The organism is Streptococcus sp. 343_SSPC, assembly GCF_001072385.1.
In the GTDB taxonomy this organism is placed as follows: Bacteria; Bacillota; Bacilli; order Lactobacillales; family Streptococcaceae; genus Streptococcus.
The window spans coordinates 19,024-40,148 of the sequence record NZ_JVKU01000028.1 but is presented as its reverse complement, the minus strand read 5'-3'; the positions used below and the strand labels follow the sequence as shown (position 1 = coordinate 40,148).

15 protein-coding genes are annotated in these 21,125 nt (G+C 43.4%); 12 read left to right on the top strand and 3 right to left on the bottom strand.

Features of this window, described 5'->3' with window-relative positions; translation table 11 throughout:
• Position 1 precedes the first annotated feature (1 nt).
• Both ADH27_RS09075 and ADH27_RS09070 read left to right on the top strand, forming a co-directional pair.
• Positions 2–1,501 (top strand): zinc ABC transporter substrate-binding protein AdcA, encoded by a 1,500-nt coding sequence (locus ADH27_RS09075; RefSeq protein ID WP_048717492.1) that lies wholly within the window; start codon positions 2–4, stop codon positions 1,499–1,501.
• A gap of 113 nt (positions 1,502–1,614) precedes the next feature.
• Positions 1,615–2,160: a DUF6287 domain-containing protein gene (locus ADH27_RS09070; RefSeq protein WP_048717491.1), complete on the top strand. Its 546-nt coding sequence runs from the start codon at positions 1,615–1,617 to the stop codon at positions 2,158–2,160.
• A gap of 53 nt (positions 2,161–2,213) precedes the next feature.
• On the opposite strand, the gene ADH27_RS09065 is transcribed toward ADH27_RS09070, so the two are convergent.
• Positions 2,214–4,292 carry a GH92 family glycosyl hydrolase gene (locus ADH27_RS09065; RefSeq protein WP_048717489.1) on the bottom strand — a complete coding sequence of 693 codons (2,079 nt, stop codon included), beginning with the start codon at positions 4,290–4,292 and terminating at the stop codon, positions 2,214–2,216.
• A 193-nt stretch (positions 4,293–4,485) separates the two neighbouring features.
• Between ADH27_RS09065 and ADH27_RS09060 the strand changes: the two genes are divergently transcribed.
• The 10 genes from ADH27_RS09060 (at position 4,486) to ADH27_RS09015 (ending at position 18,824) form a co-directional block, all read left to right on the top strand.
• Complete coding sequence (locus tag ADH27_RS09060; protein ID WP_048717488.1) at positions 4,486–5,766, top strand: glycoside hydrolase family 125 protein; 1,281 nt, start codon at positions 4,486–4,488, stop codon at positions 5,764–5,766.
• Between the two features lie 195 nt (positions 5,767–5,961).
• Positions 5,962–8,607 (top strand): alpha-mannosidase, encoded by a 2,646-nt coding sequence (locus ADH27_RS09055; protein WP_048717487.1) that lies wholly within the window; start codon positions 5,962–5,964, stop codon positions 8,605–8,607.
• An 84-nt stretch (positions 8,608–8,691) separates the two neighbouring features.
• Entirely contained in the window at positions 8,692–9,561 is an 870-nt protein-coding gene (locus ADH27_RS09050; RefSeq protein WP_048717485.1) for an ROK family protein, read from the top strand.
• Positions 9,555–11,435, top strand: coding sequence for a beta-N-acetylhexosaminidase (locus tag ADH27_RS09045; RefSeq protein ID WP_048717483.1), 1,881 nt, complete (start codon positions 9,555–9,557; stop codon positions 11,433–11,435). The genes ADH27_RS09050 and ADH27_RS09045 overlap by 7 nt, the downstream gene beginning before the upstream one ends.
• Positions 11,436–11,637: 202 nt before the next feature.
• Positions 11,638–12,567 (top strand): ABC transporter permease, encoded by a 930-nt coding sequence (locus tag ADH27_RS09040; RefSeq protein WP_023022063.1) that lies wholly within the window; start codon positions 11,638–11,640, stop codon positions 12,565–12,567.
• A 13-nt stretch (positions 12,568–12,580) separates the two neighbouring features.
• Positions 12,581–13,513: a carbohydrate ABC transporter permease gene (locus ADH27_RS09035; protein WP_048717481.1), complete on the top strand. Its 933-nt coding sequence runs from the start codon at positions 12,581–12,583 to the stop codon at positions 13,511–13,513.
• A 63-nt stretch (positions 13,514–13,576) separates the two neighbouring features.
• The gene (locus ADH27_RS09030) at positions 13,577–15,058 is read left to right on the top strand and encodes an ABC transporter substrate-binding protein (RefSeq protein ID WP_048717479.1); all 1,482 of its coding nucleotides are present in this window, start codon (positions 13,577–13,579) and stop codon (positions 15,056–15,058) included.
• Positions 15,059–15,252: 194 nt separating this feature from the next.
• Positions 15,253–15,864 carry a YesL family protein gene (locus ADH27_RS09025; RefSeq protein WP_048717477.1) on the top strand — a complete coding sequence of 204 codons (612 nt, stop codon included), beginning with the start codon at positions 15,253–15,255 and terminating at the stop codon, positions 15,862–15,864.
• A 2-nt stretch (positions 15,865–15,866) separates the two neighbouring features.
• The gene (locus ADH27_RS09020; RefSeq protein WP_048717476.1) at positions 15,867–17,513 is read left to right on the top strand and encodes a sensor histidine kinase; all 1,647 of its coding nucleotides are present in this window, start codon (positions 15,867–15,869) and stop codon (positions 17,511–17,513) included.
• Positions 17,514–17,525: 12 nt separating this feature from the next.
• A complete protein-coding gene (locus ADH27_RS09015; protein ID WP_048717474.1) occupies positions 17,526–18,824 on the top strand; it encodes a response regulator transcription factor in 1,299 nt (432 codons plus the stop codon).
• A 50-nt stretch (positions 18,825–18,874) separates the two neighbouring features.
• On the opposite strand, the gene ADH27_RS09010 is transcribed toward ADH27_RS09015, so the two are convergent.
• Positions 18,875–19,717, bottom strand: a complete 843-nt coding sequence (locus tag ADH27_RS09010; protein ID WP_048717472.1) for a methyltransferase domain-containing protein — start codon at positions 19,715–19,717, stop codon at positions 18,875–18,877.
• Positions 19,718–19,773: 56 nt separating this feature from the next.
• The gene (gene tyrS / locus ADH27_RS09005) at positions 19,774–21,030 is read right to left on the bottom strand and encodes a tyrosine--tRNA ligase (RefSeq protein WP_048717469.1); all 1,257 of its coding nucleotides are present in this window, start codon (positions 21,028–21,030) and stop codon (positions 19,774–19,776) included.
• Between the last annotated feature and the right edge of the window lie 95 nt (positions 21,031–21,125).

Sequence of the window (21,125 nt, the reverse complement as noted above, 5' to 3'; positions counted from 1 at the left end):
TATGAAAAAACTTGCATGGCTGGTGTTAGCCTTTTGTAGTCTTCTTTTAGTAGCTTGTAGTGGTGGTCAAAATCAGTCAGGGAAATTGAAAGTCATGACGACTTTCTATCCTGTCTATGAATTTACTAAGCAAGTCGTTGGAGACGAGGGAGATGTGGAGCTCTTGATCGGGTCTGGTTCGGAACCCCATGATTTTGAATTGTCTGCCAAGGGGCGCGCAAAAATCCAAGAGTCAGATGTCTTTGTCTATGAGAACGAGAACATGGAAACGTGGGTGCCTCAGTTGTTGAAATCAATGGATGGCAAGAAAACTAAGGTTGTCAAAGCGACGGAAAATATGCTGCTTTTACCAGGTGGTGAAGAAGAGCATGACCATGAGGGAGGGGAAGAACACCATCATGACTATGATCCCCATGTCTGGCTTTCTCCACAGAGAGCTATTAAAATGGTGGAAACGATTCGTGATCAACTGGTGAAACAGTACCCAGATAAAAAGGCTAGCTTTACCGCTAATGCGGATGCCTATATTGCCAAGTTGAAAAAATTGGATGATAGCTATACGAAGAGCTTGTCTGAAGCGAAACAGAAAAACTTTGTTACTCAACACGCAGCTTTCCGTTATTTGGCCCTGGACTATGGTTTGAATCAAGTCTCTATCTCAGGTTTGTCACCAGATAGTGAACCGTCTGCAACTCGCTTGAGTGAATTGGCAGAGTACATCAAGAAGAACGACATCAAGGTCATCTACTTTGAAGAAAATGCTTCTAAATCCTTATCGAAAACCTTGTCTGCTGAAACCGGTGTGGATCTAGCTGTTTTGAATCCATTAGAGAGCTTGACAGATGAGCAGATGAAAGATGGTGAAGACTACATCTCTATCATGGGAGCCAACCTCAAATCTTTGGAGTTAACAACGACTCAAGCCGGAAAAGAAATCGCTCCAGAAGAGGAAGAAGACACCAAAACAGTAGCCAATGGCTACTTTGAGGACAGTGCTATTAAGGACCGAACTCTTTCAGACTATGTAGGTGATTGGCAGTCTGTGTATCCTTATCTAAAAGATGGAACCTTGGATCAAGTCTTTGACTACAAAGCCAAATTAACCAAATCCAAAACAGCTGAAGAGTATAAAGCCTACTACACCACCGGTTATAAAACAGATGTCGACCGGATTGTCATTACAGACAAAACCATGACCTTCTATAAGAATGGCGAAGAGAAGAAGTTCGAATACCGCTATGCTGGGAAGCATACGCTAACCTATACAAAAGGGAATCGTGGAGTGCGGTATCTCTTTGAAGCAACTGATCCGAATGCGGGTGAATTCAAGTATGTTCAATTCAGTGACCATCAAATTGCTCCTAATAAGGCAGCTCACTTCCATATTTTCTTCGGAGGGGAAAGCCAAGAAGCTCTTTATAAGGAATTGGAAAATTGGCCTACTTACTACCCAAGTGACTTATCCGGATTCGAAATTGCGCAGGAAATGTTGGCACATTAATCAATTAGAGAAGGAACCAGTTGGTTCCTTTTTTGATAGTAACAGAAACTTGTCAAATTGCTAGAAAAAGGATAAAATTAGGCTTATAGAATAGATTGAATGTGGGGAGATTCATGATGAAAAAGTATCGTTTGCTATTGTTGCTTTCTGCTCTACTGTTTTTCCTTGGAGCCTGTGGTGATAAAAAGCAGGAGACAGGATCTGAAAGTAAAGAAAGTACAGTTCGTCAATCGAAGGATAGCTCAGCTACTAGTGAAACAAAGAAAGCTGAGAGTTCGAGTGATAAGAAAGAGAAAACAAAGATGGATATTGAAGCAATCGCTCAAGGGGATTATAGTAGCGTAGCTGGTGTCTGGCAAGATGATAAGGGGAATAAACTCGTCTTTGATCAAAATGGTTTGGTCTCTAACGAATATGAGTCTTATGGTCTTTCCTTGACAGACTATGGGACTGTTTCAGGAGGAGTCTACGGAGGAATCACAGGTGGATTTCTGATGGAATTTATTCCTGCCGGGCTTACGATTGATGACCAAACGGATGAAAATGGAGAAGTCATCTTCCATGATGATTCTGATGCCAGCAAGGATCGTCTCTGGACCGGAACTGGGATGTACAGTTTTACGGAACAAGGTTCTTTCCTTTATAAGGTCGGGGATTAACTAGTATAGGTGTAATGAAAAAGAATGAAGAGTGTCCTACTCTTCATTCTTTTTTAGATTTTAGGGAGCCAAGAAAGGTGGAAGTCTAGCTTCTCCGCTTTCAAGAGCTCTTGGTGGCTCACTCTGTCGATCCTTTTTCCATCAAGAAAAACATCTTGAAGAAAGTGTGCCTGGGCTGTGTGGGCTGTGCTATGGATATGCAGCCATTTTTTCTCTTGAGGGAGGTAAAGGCGCAAGTGTTTGAAGAGGGGAATCCCTAGGTCATAGACTGGCTTGCCTGGACAAGTCGGATAGAGTCCCAAAACCGACCAGATATACCAGGAGGATAGGCTGCCATTATCCTCATCTCCTGGATAAGCTTTGAAGCTTGGCTGGAAGGCTTCCTTGCGAAGGGCTTGAATCAGGATGCTAGTGTATTCCGGGTGTTGGCTATAGCGGAAGAGATAGGGGATGTGAAAACTCGGTTGGTTTGAAATGGCAATTTGTCCAAAAGGAGCTTGGGCCATCTCACTCATTTCATGAATTTCGTAGCCATAGCCCGTCACTTCATAATACGGCGCTTGAGTGGCTAGTCGAGTTAAGTAATGGGTGAAGCCTTTTTCTCCTCCAAAGAGTTGCTTGAGGCCCTCGATGTCGTGAAGGGCGCCTAAGGTTGCCTGAATGGCAGAGCACTCGGCATAGTCGCGTCCCCAACTGATGGGCGAGAAGTCTGGTCTGAAATGGCCCTTCTTATCTTTGGCCCGGATATAACCTGTTTCTGGATCAAAGAGGGTTCGATAGGAAAGACTAGATTGAGCATATTCTTTGGCCAACTCTTCCTTGCCAAGTAGCTGGGCAGTTTGGGCAATACAAAAATCGCTATAGGAGAAGTCAATGGTGTGACTCACGCTTTCGTGATAGTCAGTGGATAGATAGCCTAATTCCTTGTATTCTTTAGCTCCTCGTCGACCGTAATGACCATTTGGGTCTTCCTTCCTAGCTGTATCTAGCATGGCTTCAAAAAGCTCCGTGTGGAGGTCGGGAGCTAGGCCTTTTTGAATGGCATCGGCAATGACCCCATCAAAGAGGGTTCCAGGCATCATGCCTCTTTCGTCAGGCGCTAGCCATTTAGGGAGGAAACCGGTATCTCGGTAATGGCTGAGGAAGCCTTCGAGAAATTCCTGGTAAATCTCGGGATAGACTAGGCTATAGAGAGGAAAGGTGGTCCGAAAGAGATCCCAGAAGCCCAAACTCGTGAAGTATTTTCCTTCTTGAATGCGGTTGTGGGCGAAATCGCGATGGACTGCTTTCCCCTCAGGGGTTACTTCATAACAAGTCTGAGGAAAGAGCAGACTACGGTAGAGACAGTGATCGAAAAATGTTCGATCCTCTCCGCCCGTATCTAAAATGTCAAATCGGTCCATTAGCTCTTGCCATTTGCGGCTCGCTTTTTCTTTCATCTCTTCAAAGCTAGCTGTAGGAAGGTGAGATTTGGCCAACTCAGGGTTGATAAAGGAAGTGCCTAATCGAGCTTCTAGCCTAGGGCTGTCAAATTCTAGGATTAAATCCTGTCCTAGCCAGTGAGTGCGAGTGATGGCTTGGTCAAATTCAACATGAAGATAGAAAGGAAAGTCTTGTTGGTCGGTATGATTTTGGTCTAGGATGTAGAAATGTAGATTCGTTTCTCCGAATTCTACTTCAGCTAGTCCATTGGGGCAATGAATGGCCAGTGAAAGTGCAGACGGCCCTCTAAAGCGGAGAATAGCCCCGTAGAGGCTGGGTGTCAGCTCTGTGTGGATTTGATAGCGCTCTGAGGTGAGGGCTAAATAATGGGGCTGAAAGACAGCTTCTTGGACCCGGTAACTGCTCTGTCTGAAATAGAGGTCTTCTTGAGTCGGAATGTCTGTCAGTGGGGTGAGGAGACACCAGGAAAAATCTCCAATCCAAGGGCTAGGCTGATGGGTCAAGCGAATACCTTGAAAGATAGGAAGGTTGGGATTGAAAAACCAAGCCCCCTGTTCATGTGTTGTCTGTGGGAGGAAATAATTCATCCCAAAAGGAACTCCTGTGTAAGGGAGGGTGTTGCCGTTGGAATAAGCTGAGTGATTGTCTGTTCCTAAGCGGGTATCAATGTGAGTAATATCGGTCTTCATGCGGGACCTCCTGTGTCATACGAGGGCCTTCAAGCCCTTTTCTTTCTTTATTTTAGCAGAAGCCACTCAAATGGGAAAGTCTTTTTCAAAACTAGAAAAGTTTGTAGAAAAAGGGCTATAATTTGCGTATGTATTTCCCATCTGAAATCTTTTATACTGAATAGGAAAGAATCGATACGTGTGAGGAAAAGGAATGACTTATTCAAAAGAAATCGTCAGAGAATGGCTGGACCAAGTAGCAGAACGTGCCAAGGAGTACCCGGAATGGGTGGATGTCTTTGAGCGTTGCTATACAGACACCTTGGACAATACAGTTGAGATCTTAGAAGACGGCTCAACTTTTGTACTGACAGGAGATATCCCAGCTATGTGGCTTCGTGACTCAACTGCTCAACTGAGACCCTACCTCCATGTGGCTAAAAGAGATCATCGTTTGCGTCAGACCATTGCAGGTTTGGTCAAGCGCCAGATGATCTTGATTCTCAAGGATCCCTATGCTAACTCTTTCAATATTGAGGAAAACTGGAAAGGTCACCACGAAACAGACCACACCGATTTGAATGGCTGGATTTGGGAACGTAAGTATGAAGTAGACTCGCTTTGCTACCCTTTGCAGTTGGCTTATCTTCTCTGGAAAGAAACAGGAGAAACTAGTCAATTTGATGAGACTTTTGTTACAGCGACCAAGGAAATCCTTCATCTCTGGACAGTGGAGCAAGACCACAATAACTCACCATACCGTTTCGTCCGTGATACCGATCGTAAGGAAGATACCTTGGTAAATGACGGCTTTGGGCCAGATTTTGCTGTGACAGGAATGACCTGGTCAGCTTTCCGTCCAAGCGATGACTGCTGTCAGTATAGCTACTTGATTCCATCCAATATGTTTGCAGTGGTAGTCTTGGGTTATGTCCAAGAAATCTTTGCAGCATTGAATCTAGCTGATAGTGAGAGTATCATTGCAGATGCCAAACGCCTCCAAGCGGAGATTCAAGAAGGGATCGAAAACTACGCCTACACTACTAACAGCAAGGGTGAAAAAATTTATGCCTTCGAAGTAGACGGTTTAGGAAATGCTAGCATCATGGATGATCCGAACGTGCCAAGTTTGTTAGCTGCTCCTTATCTTGGCTACTGCGCGATCGACGATGAGGTCTACCAAGCTACTCGTCGGACTATTTTGAGCTCTGAAAATCCTTACTTCTATGAAGGGAAGTACGCAAGCGGACTCGGAAGTTCTCATACCTTCTATCGCTATATCTGGCCGATTGCTTTATCCATCCAAGGATTGACAACGACAGATAAAGCTGAGAAGAAATTCTTGCTGGATCAGTTGGTTGCCTGCGATGGTGGAACAGGTGTCATGCACGAAAGTTTCCACGTGGATGATCCAACCAAATATTCGCGTGAATGGTTCTCTTGGGCCAACATGATGTTCTGTGAATTAGTCTTGGATTACTTGGATATCCGCTAATACTCTTCGAAAATCAAATTCAAACCACGTCAGCTTCGCCTTGCCTTACTCAAGTACAGCCTGCGGCTAGCTTCCTAGTTTGCTCTTTGATTTTCATTGAGTATAAGGAGCACGCTTTAGCTTCACTGATTCTTGTTAGAATCACAAGTTTATATTTAAAACATTAAAAATTTAAGTTAGAATGAGGTTTTACTCATGGAAAATGTTGTTGTTCATATCATCTCTCACAGCCACTGGGATCGTGAGTGGTATTTACCTTTTGAAAGTCACCGCATGCAATTGGTGGAACTCTTTGACAATCTCTTTGATCTTTTTGAAAATGACCCTGAATTCAAAAGTTTCCACTTGGATGGACAAACCATCGTCCTCGATGACTATTTAGAAATTCGCCCTGAAAACCGTGACAAGGTGCAGCGTTATATCGACGAGGGCAAGCTCAAGATTGGTCCCTTCTATATTTTGCAGGATGATTACCTGATCTCTAGTGAAGCCAATGTCCGCAATACCTTGATTGGACAGGCTGAATGTGCCAAATGGGGCAAATCTACTCAAATTGGTTACTTCCCAGATACCTTTGGGAATATGGGGCAAGCTCCTCAAATCCTTCAAAAATCAGGGATTCACGTAGCAGCCTTTGGGCGCGGGGTCAAACCAATCGGCTTTGACAACCAAGTCCTTGAAGATGAGCAGTTTACCTCTCAATTTTCTGAGATGTACTGGCAGGGTGCTGATGGTAGCCGTGTGCTTGGTATTCTCTTTGCTAACTGGTACAGTAACGGGAATGAAATTCCAGTGGATAAAGACGAAGCTTTAGCTTTCTGGAAACAAAAATTGGCAGACGTTCGTGACTATGCATCGACCAACCAATGGTTGATGATGAACGGTTGCGACCACCAACCGGTTCAACGAAACTTGAGTGAAGCTATTCGCGTGGCCAATGAACTCTTCCCTGACGTGACCTTTGTTCACAGCTCCTTTGATGAATATGTGCAAGCAGTGGAAAGTGCGCTTCCTGAACAATTATCTACAGTTACAGGAGAATTGACCAGTCAGGAAACTGATGGTTGGTACACACTGGCAAATACGTCTTCCTCTCGGATTTACCTCAAGCAAGCCTTCCAAGAAAACAGCAACTTGCTAGAACAAGTGGTGGAACCTTTGACCATTATTACTGGTGGTCATAACCACAAGGATCAGTTAACCTATGCCTGGAAGACGCTCTTACAGAATGCGCCACACGATAGTATCTGTGGTTGTAGTATTGACGAAGTTCACCGGGAAATGGAAGTTCGTTTTGCCAAGGTCAATCAAGTCGGAAACTTTGTCAAGACCAACCTTCTGAATGAATGGAAAGAGAAACTAGCGACTCAGAAAGCCCAGAGTGAGCACCTCTTTACAGTCATCAACACTGGCTTGCATAGCAAGGTGGACACTGTCAGCACGATTGTCGATGTAGCGGTTTGTCCATTTAAGGAATTGCATCCGACAGAAGGCTTCAAGAAGATGGCGGCTTTGACCTTGCCAGACTACCATGTAGAGGATTTAGAGGGGCATCTTGTAGAAGCTGAGATTGAAGACTTGGGGGCAAGCTTTGGCTATACCTTGCCTAAGGATAAATTCCGCCAACCCTATATTGCGCGTCAAGTGCGCGTGACGGTTCCGGTTCACCTAGCGCCTCTTTCTTGGACCACCTTCCAGCTTCTGGAAGGAAAAGCTTCCCATCATGATGGTATTTACCAAAATGGGGTTCTCGATACGCCGTTTGTAACCCTCAGTATTGATGATGGCTTGACCCTTTATGACAAGACGACCAATGAGGCTTATGAGGACTTCCTTGGCTTCGAAGACCGCGGTGATATTGGCAATGAATATATTTACTTCCAACCAAAAGGAACGGAACCAATCTACGCAGAGCTGAAAGCTCATGAGGTCTTGGAAAATAATGCTCGCTATGCCAAAATCTTGCTCAAACATAACTTGACCATCCCGATCAGCGCAGATGAACAATTGGATGCGGAACAAAGAGGCATTATCGAGTTTATGAACCGAGAAGCAGGGCGTTCAGAAGAGCTGACAACTATTCCTCTTGAGACTGAGATGACGGTCTTTGTGGATGACCCACAAATTCGCTTCAAGACGCGCTTCACCAATACAGCTAAAGACCACCGTATCCGTCTCTTGGTCAAAACTCATAACACTCGTCCAAGCAATGACTCGGAAAGCATTTATGAGGTGGTGACACGGCCGAATAAACCAGCAGCTTCTTGGGAAAATCCTGAAAATCCACAACACCAACAAGCTTTTGTCAGCTTGTATGATGATGTTAAAGGAGTGACAGTATCCAATAAAGGATTGCACGAGTATGAAATTCTTGGAGATGACACCATGGCTGTAACCCTTCTTCGTGCTTCAGGCGAACTCGGTGACTGGGGCTATTTCCCAACACCGGAAGCTCAGTGCTTGCGTGATATCGAAGTTGAATTTGCAGTAGAATGCCACCAAGCAGGGGAACGCTTCTCAGCTTTCCGTCGTGCCAAAGCCTTCCAGGTGCCATTTACAGCTCTTCAAGTTGCAAAACAAGAGGGTAGCGTTGCAGCAACGGGTAGCCTCTTTAACCATCCGGCACTCAGTTTGCCACAAGTCTGTCCAACAGCCTTTAAGGTGGCTGAGAATGAAGAAGGTTATGTCCTTCGTTACTACAACATGAGTCAAGAAAATATCCGCGTGTCTGAAAAACAACAAATCATTCTTGACTTGCTGGAACGCCCATACCCAGTCCATTCAGGACTATTGGCGCCACAGGAAATTCGTACAGAACTCATTCAAAAAGAAGAAATTTAATTTCAAAAAGTAAACATAAACAGAAAGGAGGAGCGAAAAAGTAAGAACCAACTGCTGATTCGCTCCTTTTTGCAGGTGAAAGCAATGACCATTGCAGCGATTGATATCGGAGGGACTGGCATTAAGTTTGCTAGTCTAACTCCTGATGGAAAGATTTTAGATAAAACCAGCACCCCAACTCCAGAAACTTTAGAAGATTTGCTAGCTTGGTTGGACCAATGCTTATCAGAACAGGACTATCGTGGGATTGCTATGAGCGTTCCAGGAGCAGTCAATCAAGAAACAGGTGTGATTGAGGGGATTAGTGCCATTCCTTATATCCATGGTTTTTCATGGTATGAGACCCTTGCTCATCACCAACTCCCTGTCCATCTAGAAAATGATGCCAACTGTGTTGGACTTAGTGAACTGCTAGCTCATCCTGAGATTGAAAATGCAGCCTGTGTTGTCATTGGCACAGGGATTGGCGGGGCTATGATTATTAATGGCAAAATTCACCGTGGTCGCCATGGCTTGGGTGGAGAGTTTGGTTACATGACAACTATCGAACCAGCAGAAAAACTCAATAACTGGTCACAACTAGCTTCTACAGGAAACATGGTTCGTTATGTGATTGAAAAATCGGGTCAGTCAGACTGGGATGGCCGTAAGGTTTATCAAGAGGCTGCAGCAGGCAATGCCCTTTGCCAAGAAGCCATTGAGCGTATGAATCGTAACCTAGCTCAAGGCTTGCTCAATATCCAGTATCTCATCGATCCAGATGTCATTAGCCTAGGTGGCTCTATCAGTCAGAACCCAGATTTTATCAAAGGGGTGCAAAAAGCGGTAGACGTCTTTGTGGAAAGATATGAAGAGTATACAATTGCGCCAGTGATCCAAGCTTGCACCTATCAGGCAGATGCTAATCTCTACGGTGCCCTTGTCAACTGGTTACAGGAGGAAAACCAATGGTAAATTTTACCGGAATTAGCAGTAAACAACAGCAAGCTATAGACTTACTTCAAAAGCACATTTCTCTACCAGATGTAGAAGTGGCAGTCACTCAGTCTGACCAAGCTTCTATCTCTATCAAGGGTGAGGACGGAAGCTATCAATTGACTTATCACAAACCTCACCAACTCTATCGCGCCTTGTCTGTTCTCGCAACAGCTTTAGCAGAAGGGGACAAGGTAGAGATCGACGAGCAAGCGGCTTATGAAGATTTAGCCTACATGGCGGATTGTTCCCGTAATGCGGTTCTAAATGTTGCATCTGCCAAGCAGATGATTGAAGTCTTAGCTCTCATGGGTTATTCAACCTTTGAGCTTTATATGGAAGACACCTATCAGATTGAAGGGCAACCTTACTTTGGCTATTTCCGTGGGGCTTATTCAGCTGAAGAATTACAGGAAATCGAAGCCTATGCCCAGCAGTTTGATATGACCTTTGTACCATGTATCCAGACCTTGGCTCACTTATCAGCCTTTGTCAAATGGGGTGTCAAAGAAGTCCAGCAACTCCGTGATGTAGAGGACATTCTCCTTATCGGCGAAGAAAAAGTTTACGACCTAATCGACGGCATGTTTGCGACTTTGTCTAAGCTACAAACACGCAAGGTCAATATCGGCATGGACGAAGCCCACTTGGTTGGTTTGGGTCGCTATTTGATTCTCAATGGTGTTGTGGATCGTAGTCTCCTTATGTGCCAACACTTGGAGCGCGTGCTGGATATTGCAGACAAGTATGGTTTCCACTGCCAGATGTGGAGCGATATGTTCTTCAAACTCATGTCAGCAGATGGCCAGTACGACCGTGATGTCGAAATTCCAGAGGAAACACGAGTTTTTCTTGACCGCCTTAAAGACCGAGTGACCTTGGTTTACTGGGATTATTATCAGGATAGCGAAGAAAAATACAACCGTAACTTCGGTAATCACCACAAGATTAGCCAGGATATTGCCTTTGCAGGTGGTGCTTGGAAGTGGATTGGTTTCACACCACACAACCATTTCAGTCGTCTCATCGCTATCGAAGCAAACAAAGCCTGCCGTGCCAATCAGATCAAAGAAGTCATTGTGACTGGTTGGGGGGACAATGGTGGTGAAACAGCTCAGTTCTCTATTCTGCCAAGCTTACAAATCTGGGCAGAACTCAGCTATCGAAATGATTTAGAGCGTTTATCTGCTCACTTTAAGACCAATACAGGTCTACCGGTTGAGGACTTTATGCAACTTGATCTTGCCAACCTTTTGCCAGATCTACCAGATAATCTCAGTGGGATCAATCCCAACCGCTATGTCTTTTATCAGGATGTCCTTTGCCCAATTCTTGATAAGCACATGACTCTTGATCAGGACAAACCACACTTTGCCCAAGCAGCTGAGACTCTTGCTGCTATTAAAGAAAAAGCAGGCAACTATGCTTATCTTTTCGAAACTCAAGCTCAGTTGAATGCTATTTTAAGTAACAAGGTGGATGTGGGACGACGCATTCGTCAAGCCTATCAAGCAGGCGATAAAGAGAGCTTGCAACAAATCGCTCAGGAAGATTTGCCAAAACTCAGAAGCGAGATTGAAAACTTCCACAAGCTCTTTAGCCACCAATGGTTGAAAGAAAACAAGGTCTTTGGCTTGGATACCGTGGATATTCGTATGGGTGGCCTCTTGCAACGGATCAAGCGCGCAGAAAGCCGCATTGAAAACTACCTAGCAGGCGAAATCTCTCGTATCGACGAACTAGAAGTAGACATCCTGCCATTTAATGATTTCTACGGAGATAAGGACTTCGCAGCGACGACGGCTAACCAGTGGCATACCATTGCGACAGCTTCGACCATTTATACAACCTAATCCAAAAGGCTGTCTTTAAAGAAAATGCTGTTGAAGGAGGAGAAAGATGTCCGATGGAGACATTTCTTCTCCATTTTTAAGGCTATGTCATAAATTTGTAGAATTTTTTCTATAATTAGGAGTTTGAAAAAGTTTTCATAGAGTTTTATAATAAAAAATGTAAACGTTACCAAAAAAATAAAATGACAAAGGGGGGAGTCAGATGAAAAAGTTTGTTAAGACCTTGAGAGAAAATCTCATTTTCTTCTTGATGGTTTTACCAGGTGCAGCGTGGTTGATTTTATTCTTCTACATACCTGTTTTGGGAAACGTTGTCGCATTTAAAGACTATCATATCACCGGAGAGGGATTTATTGATAGTGTAATGAAGAGTAAGTGGGTAGGATTTGATAACTTCAAATTCCTCTTTAGTTCTAAAGATGCTTATATCATTACAAGAAATACCGTCCTTTACAACCTAGCCTTTATTTTCTTGGGCTTGATTGTTTCTGTTGGGATTGCCATTATCTTTAGTGAGATGCGTTCCAAACGGTTGGTTAAAGTGTTTCAAACATCAATGTTGTTCCCCTATTTCTTGTCATGGGTTATCATCAGCTTCTTTACAGATGCCTTCTTAAACGTCGATAAAGGCTTGATTAACCATATCTTGACTTCCCTTGGGATGAAAGGAATCAACTTCTATACAGAGGTTGCCATTTGGCCAGCGCTCCTCCTCTTCTTAGGAATCTGGAAAGGCTTTGGTTATAGCAGTGTTATGTACTATGCAACCATCATGGGGATTGACCCAACCTTCTATGAAGCAGCAACAGTGGATGGAGCATCAAAGTGGCAGCGAATCCGCCACATTACCATTCCTCAGTTGGCTTCCTTGATTACGGTCTTGACCATCCTTGCCATCGGAAATATCTTCCGTGCTGACTTTGGATTGTTCTACCAAATCCCACATAACTCAGGTGCTCTTTATAGTGTGACAAACGTAATTGATGTCTATGTCTACAACGGACTTGCTAAATCAGGAGATATTGCGATGGCCGCAGCGGCTGGTCTTTACCAATCAGTTGTCGGATTGATTCTCGTTTTACTTTCTAATATTGTAGCACGTCGGATTGATAAGAATGCAGCGCTCTTCTAGAAAGGAGGATACCATGGCAAAATCAAAAATTAAAAAAGAAAAAGTTGATAATGTTGGGATCCACTCCTTCAGTAAGAAAGCAGACATCTTCTTTAGTAGCATCGTTGGCTTGGTTGCTCTATCCTGTATCTTGCCCTTCATCTTCGTTGTCATGATTTCCTTGACAGATGAACAAAGTTTGGCAATTCACGGCTTCCAATTTTGGCCTGCTAAATTCGGTACAGATGGCTATCTTTTCCTTGTGCAATTTAAGGATAAGATTCTTCAAGCCCTCTTTATTACCTTGTTTGTAACGATTGTAGGGACAGCATGTAATGTCTTTATTACAACGACCTACGCCTATGCGATCTCTCGTAGAACCTTTAAGTACAGAAACTTCTTTACTGTCTTTGCCCTCTTGAGTATGCTCTTTAGTGCAGGGATGGTACCAGGATATATCGTTACCACTCAGTTGCTTCATTTAGGAGATACGGTTGGAGCCCTCATCATTCCGATGTTATTGAGTCCTTTTAACATCATCTTGATGCGGACCTTCTTCAAACGGACGATCCCAGAAGCCATTCTTGAGTCTGCTCGGATAGATGGAGCCAGTGAGACACGGATCTTCTTCCAGATCTGTTTACCACTTTCTCTCCCAGGGATTGCGACCATCAGTCTCTTTACAGCCCTCGGCTTCTGGAATGACTGGTTCAACGCCCTCCTCTATATCAAGAGTGAAAACCTCTATCCCCTTCAATACTTGCTAATGCAAATCCAAAATAATATGGATTACATCTCTAAATCAGTCGGTGCATCTAGCCAAATCGCTGGTGCAGTCCAATCCCTTCCTAAGGAAACTGGACGGATGGCCATGGTGGTGGTGGCAACAGTTCCAATCGCTATCCTCTATCCGTTCTTCCAACGTTACTTTGTAAAAGGATTGACCATCGGTGGTGTGAAAGAGTAAGCAAACCTTTCTCACCCACCCTTCATAATGTTAATAAAGAAAAATAAAAAAGGAGTTTTTCTCATGAAAAATTGGAAAAAATATGCTTTAGCTTCTGCTAGCGTTCTCACACTTGGAGCAACTCTTGCTGCTTGTGGTAACTTGACAGGTGATAACCAAAAATCATCTAAGAGTGAAGATGGCAAAACAGTTATCAAAATGTACCAAATCGGTGACAAACCGGATAACTTGGATACCTTGTTAGAAAATGCGAACAAGATCATCGAAGAAAAAGCTGGCGTTAAATTAGACATCCAATACCTTGGTTGGGGTGACTACGACAAGAAGATGAACGTTATCATCTCATCTGGTGAAAGCTACGATATTGCTTTCGCAAACAACTATGTCATCAACGCTCAAAAAGGTGCTTACGCTGACTTGACAGACTTGTACAAGAAAGAAGGGAAAGAGCTCTATGAAGCACTTGACCCAGCTTATATCAAAGGGAATACTGTAAACGGCAAGATCTACTCTGTTCCAGTTGCAGCCAACGTTGCATCTTCACAAAACTTTGCCTTCAACGGACCACTTCTTGAAAAATATGGTATCGACATCTCAAACGTCACTGACTATGCTTCTCTTGAACCAGTCTTGAAAGCGATCAAAGAAAAAGATCCAAACGTTGTTCCATTCGCAATGAACAAGAGCTACGGTGGACCTTCTGATGACTTCGATTACATTGCAGTAGATGGACTTCCATTCGTTGTCGATTTGCAAGGTGACACAACTAAGATCGTTGACCGTTACACTATTCCACGTTATGTTGAAAACTTGAAGACTCTTCATAAATACTATGAAGCTGGCTACATTCCAAAAGACGTAGCTACAAGCGACACTGGATATGACCTTTCTCAAGATACTTGGTTGGTACGTGAAGAAACAGTAGGACCTGCTGACTACGGTAACAGCTTGCTTACTCGTGTAGCAAATCGTAAGATTGAAATCAAACCATTCACTCAACTTTACAAGAAGAACAACACTACTCAAGTTGCAAACTTTGTCATCTCAAACAACTCTAAGAACAAAGAAAAAGCAATGGAAGTATTGAACCTCTTGAACACAAACCCAGAACTCTTGAACGGTCTTGTTTATGGTCCAGAAGGCAAGAACTGGGAAAAAGTTGAAGGTAAAGAAAACCGTGTGAAAGTCTTGGATGGCTACAACGGAAACACTCACATGTCTGGATGGAATACTGGTAACAACTGGATTCTTTACATCAACGAAAACGTAACGGATGAGCAAATTGCACAATCTAAGAAAGACTTGGAAACTGCAAAAGAATCTCCAGCACTTGGATTCATCTTCAACACTGAAAACGTGAAATCAGAAATCACTGCCCTTACTAACACTTTGAACCAATTCACAAGTGCTATCAATACAGGTACAGTAGATCCTGAAGTTGAAATTCCTAAGATGCTTGAAAAATTGAAATCAGAAGGTGCCTACCAAAAAGTATTGGATGAAATCCAAAAACAATACGATGAGTACCTTGCTTCTAAGAAATAAGCTAACATTACTTGCTTAAGTCTATCAAAAGACTTTGAGGTCTTCGCGCTTCAAAGTCTTTTCTGTTGAGGATTTTGAAATCGAAACCATCAGGGGAAATGTGCTATAATATAGGGTATAATCATCAGTTGTACTAGGGAAACTATACTAAGTCGTAAGTTCCCCTCTACAGCAAATGAACATGGAGACAGATTATGGGAAGAATGATTGAATTAATTTTTACAAGGGTCTATTTAGCTATGTTGGCAACAGGGATCTTTTGGGCTTTAACCTTCTGTGGAGGCATCCTATTCGGGTTTGGGCCAGCTAGTGCAACGATTATGAGTCTATATGCCGAACATGGATCTGATTACAAGCAATATGGTTGGTCTGAGGCTTGGGCGCTCTATAAAGAAAATTTCCGTCGAGCCAACCAGGTTTTCTATACATTTTTTTTAATCGAAGCCATTCTTGTTTATGGCATGTATCTGATGGTTCAATTGCCCCACTTGTCCCTGTTTCAGATTTTTATCTTATTGGTTAATTTGATTTTCTTATTGGTGGCTCCCCTGACTTTTGCAGTCTATCTCAAGCTTCAAGTCCATTTTGACTTGTCCTATCTCAACAGCTTGAAGTTGAGTTTCATTGGTGCTTTTCTGGATATTCGTGCAGTGACCAAGTTTCTCTTGGGGACCTTTCTGTTAGGGGTTGTTACCCATTTCGTTCCGGCTTTGTTTTTCTTTGTTTTACTGGGCTTGTGGCATTTCTTTGTCAATGATATTTTTCAACCAGTCTATGAAACAATTCGCTCTAAAGTGGTTTCTTAATTATGAAAAAAATATGGTTAGCAACTCTTTTGAAGTTCTATGCCTATATCATGGTGGGGATCATCACGACCTTAGGCGTGACGGTATCCTTGGTCTATTGGCATAATCAGCGAGCAGAAACCGATCGGATTGCTCAGTTGATTTCCTCTCGCTTGACTGCTGAGGTAGAGGATATCTACAAAAGATCGACACAATGGGGAAAGAGTCTGGTAGAAAACCCTGCCAAGCTCGAAGGAGTTTACAAGTACTTTTCAATGTCGCCTTCGGAATACGAAAGTTGGCGTCTGGACAATTATTTTTCCAACTATATTCAAGTCTCCCTACACCGCAATGTTGAGACTCTTTACTTGGAACACGATGCACTCGACCAAATCGATTTGGTATTAAACGATTATACAACGGTCTTTGTTTCCAGTAAGAATAAAAAAGGGGGAGAACAAGTTCCAGCGGATCAATACATAGCTAGCTCGCAAGCCATCCCAGTTTCCTTGACAGATGTGACGACTGGCCAGGATATTGGACTGGCTTACATTAAAATTAATCCAGCACTTTTGGATTCTGTTGTCGACAATATTCAAGACACGATTCCAGTTGCTGTCCAGATCTATAATCCCTTGGGCAAGGTTTTTTACCACAGAGGGGATATCAACCCTAAAGACCACAGCCAGTGGATTGTGCGAGATACTGCTTACGGCTATCAAATCTGGGTTGGAATCCCGACCTCTTACACGGTTCGAACAGCCTTATTTAGTTTTACCTGGATGATTTCGGTCGCCCTAATCCTGGTCTTGGTCTTGTATCTCTTGCTTCAACGTATTTTCCGTAATTACCAAAAACAAGTGTTGGATTTGGTAGATACCATGGAAGCCATCAGCCAGGGGGATTCCGAGCGACGGATTAATGTGGATACCAAAGAGCAGGAGCTCCTCTTAGTTGCGGAAATGACCAATACCATGTTGGATAATATGGACAAGTCTATCCGGGATATCTATCAGCTACAACTGAGTCAAAAAGATGCCAATATGAAAGCCTTGCAAGCGCAGATTAATCCGCATTTCATGTATAATACCATGGAGTTTATTCGCATGTATGCAGTCATGCAGGATCAAGAAGAATTAGCCGATATTATTTACGAATTTAGTAGTCTTCTTCGAAACAATATTTCAGAGGAGAAGGAGACGACCATCGAAAATGAGTTGGAATTTTGTAGAAAATACAGCTATCTCTGTATGGTACGTTATCCAAAATCGATTGCTTATGGCTTTAAAATTGAACCCGGTCTAGAAGAGATGGTCATTCCGAAGTTTACTCTTCAGCCATTAGTGGAAAATTACTTTGTCCATGGGATTGATCACAAGCGCAAGGACAATGTCATTAGTATCAAAGTCCGTCGTGTTGGAGAAGCGGTAGAAATTCGTGTTCAAGACAATGGGAGAGGAATGGAACCGAGCCAGTTGCAACGGATCCAACAAATGTTGAGTCATAGGGATCCTCGAGAGGAAGTAGAAGAGAGTAAGGGACGGCAATCCATTGGGATTGTCAATGTCCACGAGCGTTTCCTTCTCTACTTTGGGGATCGTTACCACATTCAAATTACATCAGAAAAAGGAAAAGGTGTCCTCTATACGATTACCATCGAGGATGCTTAAGAGGAAAAAATCGTGTATAAAGTCTTATTGGTTGACGACGAATATATGATTACGGAGGGGCTGAAAAAACTGATTCCCTTTGAAAAATGGGACATGGAAGTTGTATACACAGCAGAGGATGCAGACCAGGCCTTGGCCTATGTTGCGGATTATCCAGTGGATATCGTGATTACGGATGTCAATATGTCAGGAAAAACTGGTCTAGAAATGATTGATCAAATGCAGTCCATTCTTCCCCATGCAGCCTATATCATTATGTCGGGGTACCAAGATTTTGCTTATGTAAAAAAAGCCTTAAATCTCCGGGTAGCAGACTACCTGTTAAAGCCTGTCAATAAGGTGGAGCTGGGGAATATTCTAGAAAAGTTATCTCAAACTCTAAAAAAACCAGATCAAGAGACGGCCAATCGGCTCCTTCATGAAGACTGGTCAGAAGAAGAGTTTGAGAAAGCCATCCGAGGGAGAAAACAACTCTGGATTGGAGTGGATAAGGAAAGGAAAGGCTTTGCCAGTTCGTCTTATCAGGTCTTAGGAAAAAATCTTCAACTCTATCTTTCAGACGAGGATGAAGGAGCTTTCCTACAGCGCCGTTTCCAAGCACCTTACAAAGAACATTTTCAACAATTTAAAGAGCTTGTTGAACGAAGTCTGTTTTATGGGGATCTCCCTTTGGAGGAAGAAGATGGTGTCTTTAATTACTACGAACCCATCTACCGTGTCATCGTCCAGGGAAATATCCAACAGATTTTAGAGGAGTTGAACTGGTTGGAAGAAACCGTGAAAAGCCATACCCCAAAAGTGGCGATAGCCAAGCAACTCTTTATTCAATTCATTATGGATGTCTTTCATTTGTTTGAACACCTGCAGGGAGATGACCTGACAGAAGTTGTGAAAGCTGTTCATGAGACAACGACTTTCGAGGAGCTTGTTACCTGCGTTCGGAATCAATTGGAGACCTTCTTCTCTCAATATCGAATGAACAATAATGTGGCGACCGTCTTAGAAGTGATTGGGCGCGACTATCGGAAGGAACTGTCGCTCAAGGATATCAGTAAAGACCTTTATATCAATCCTGTTTATTTAGGGCAATTGATCAAGCGTGAGACCAATTCCACCTTTGCGGAACTGCTGAATAAACAACGGATCAAAGCAGCTCAACAGTTGCTGTTGTCCACAACGGAAAGTATCGAAGATATTTGCTATGAGGTCGGCTATAGCAATGTCGGTTACTTTTATAAAGTATTCCGCAAGTTGTGTGGCAAGTCTCCTAAAGCCTACCGTCAACAAATCGGCGTAGAGGAAAGTGACTGATCTGAAAACATGAAAAATACCCTCCATTTTTAATCAATGGAGGGTATTTTTTAGTTGCTTCTTCCGATCAAAATCGTGGCAGAAATCGTGACCTGAGTCAGATCGTTCCAGTCAATTTGAGCTGGATCGACGTGAAAGAGGAGAGGCGTCATGCTTAGAAGAGCCTCTCGCAATGCTGGTGTGAGTTCGAAGGTTTCCTGGCAATGAATGGTGTTTTCAATCGTAAAATGATCAGAGAAATGTTGAATAATCTGCTCATTGGAATAATCGGCCTGATCCAGGTGGTCCTTCACCTTCTGACGAATCTCTTGCAGATGGGTGGCTGTTGGGATGACCTTGATAAGGCGACCGTCTGGGGCCAGGACCCGTTTAAATTCCTGATAATTTGCTGGTGAAAAGATATCTAGGAGAAGGTCCATGCTCTGGTCTAAAAGAGGGAGACGGGCTAGATCCCCGACAAACCACTTGACCTTCCATTCCTGGTCGCTTTTGGCAGCCAGTTGGATCGATTCCTTAGATAAATCAAAGGCGTAAAAGGAATGGTCTGGATAGCGTTCTTGCAAGTTGCGCGAATAGTAGCCTTCTCCGCAACCAATATCTAAAATGTTGGCTGGATGGTCCAGTGGAGACAAGCATTCTGACAGGCTAGTGAGGATATGGTCGTAGAAACCGTTCTCTAGAACGAGTTTCCGGTTTTGAAAATTCTCCTTGTCATAGTCCTTAGAAGCCTTCACTTGTGGGGCTAAGTTCACATAGCCAAACTTAGCAAGGTCAAAGGAGTGGCGGTTCGTGCAGACCAAGCTTTGCTGGACCAGGTCGAGGGCTTCTTGACAGATGGGACAGGCAAAAGCAGTGGCTGTTTGAAATCGTTGTAATTTAGGTTTGATCGTCATGATACATCTAGTGTACCAAAAAACCTCTGAAAGTCATAGCTTCAGAGGTCTTCTTTTTAATAAGTCAAAACAAAGTATTTTTTCTTACCGCGACGGATAACGGTCAATTCATTTTCTAATTTATCGCTATCGCTCAAGACATAGTCAAGGTCTTGGATGCGTTCGCCATTGACGTAGATAGCTCCGTTTTGAACATCTTCGCGGGCTTGGCGTTTGGAGTTGACCACGCCAGAAGATACAAGCAATTCTACGATATTGTGGTTTTCGTCTGCTTGTACTTGGTAGTTTGGCACACCACGAAGGCCTTGTTTGAGTTCTTTGACAGAAAGGTTTTTGATATTTCCTGCAAAGAGTTGTTCTGTGATGTTGAGGGCTTCTTTGTAGGCTTCTTCACCGTGGACAAGGGTGACCACCTCACGCGCCAAGACTTTTTGAGCCAAGCGTTCATGTGGCGCAGCTTCAAACTGTTTGCGGATTTCTTCAATCTCATCAAGAGACAAGAAGGTAAAGATTTTCAAGAAGCGAACAGCGTCAGCGTCCATGACATTCATCCAGAATTGGTACATTTCGTATGGAGAAGTCTTTTCAGGGTTGAGCCAAACCGCATTCCCTTCAGATTTACCAAATTTCTTACCAGTCGCATCTGTAATGAGGGGAACAGTGATGACGTGACCAGTCTTGTCCGCCTTCCGACGAAGCAATTCGGTACCAGCTGTCATATTTCCCCATTGGTCAGAACCACCGATTTGCAGGGTAACATTGTGTTCTTGGTTCAGAACAAAGAAGTCGTAGCCTTGCATGATTTGGTAGGCAAATTCAGTGTAAGAAATCCCTGTTTCAATCCGCTTCTTCACAGATTCCTTGCTCATCATGTAGTTGACAGTAAAGTATTTTCCGATGTCGCGAAGGAAGTCAATGAAGCTAATGCTGCCAAACCAGTCGTAGTTATTGACCATGACAGCCTTATTTTCCCCATTTTCAAAATCTAAGAAACGAGACAATTGCCCTTGGATAGAAGTGACCCAACCATCTACAGTCTCCTTAGTTTGTAAACTGCGCTCGGCATCTTTGAAAGAAGGGTCTCCAATGAGTCCGGTCGCACCACCGACAAGCGCATAAGGTTTGTGGCCTGCCAATTGTAAGCGACGACTGGTCAAGATTGCAACAAGGTGCCCAAGGTGCAAGCTATCAGCAGTTGGATCGTAGCCAGTATAATACGATACTTGTCCTTCTTCTAGGGCTTTACGCAAAGCATCTTCGTCAGTCGTTTGGAAAATCAAACCACGTTCTTTTAGCTCATCAAAAATGTGCATCGTTCTCTCCTTTTCTAAGCTACTGGCCAGATCGATGAAAACAGTCCAGTATCTGTATGGTTTCTCTCTATTTTACCATAATGACTTGAAATAGC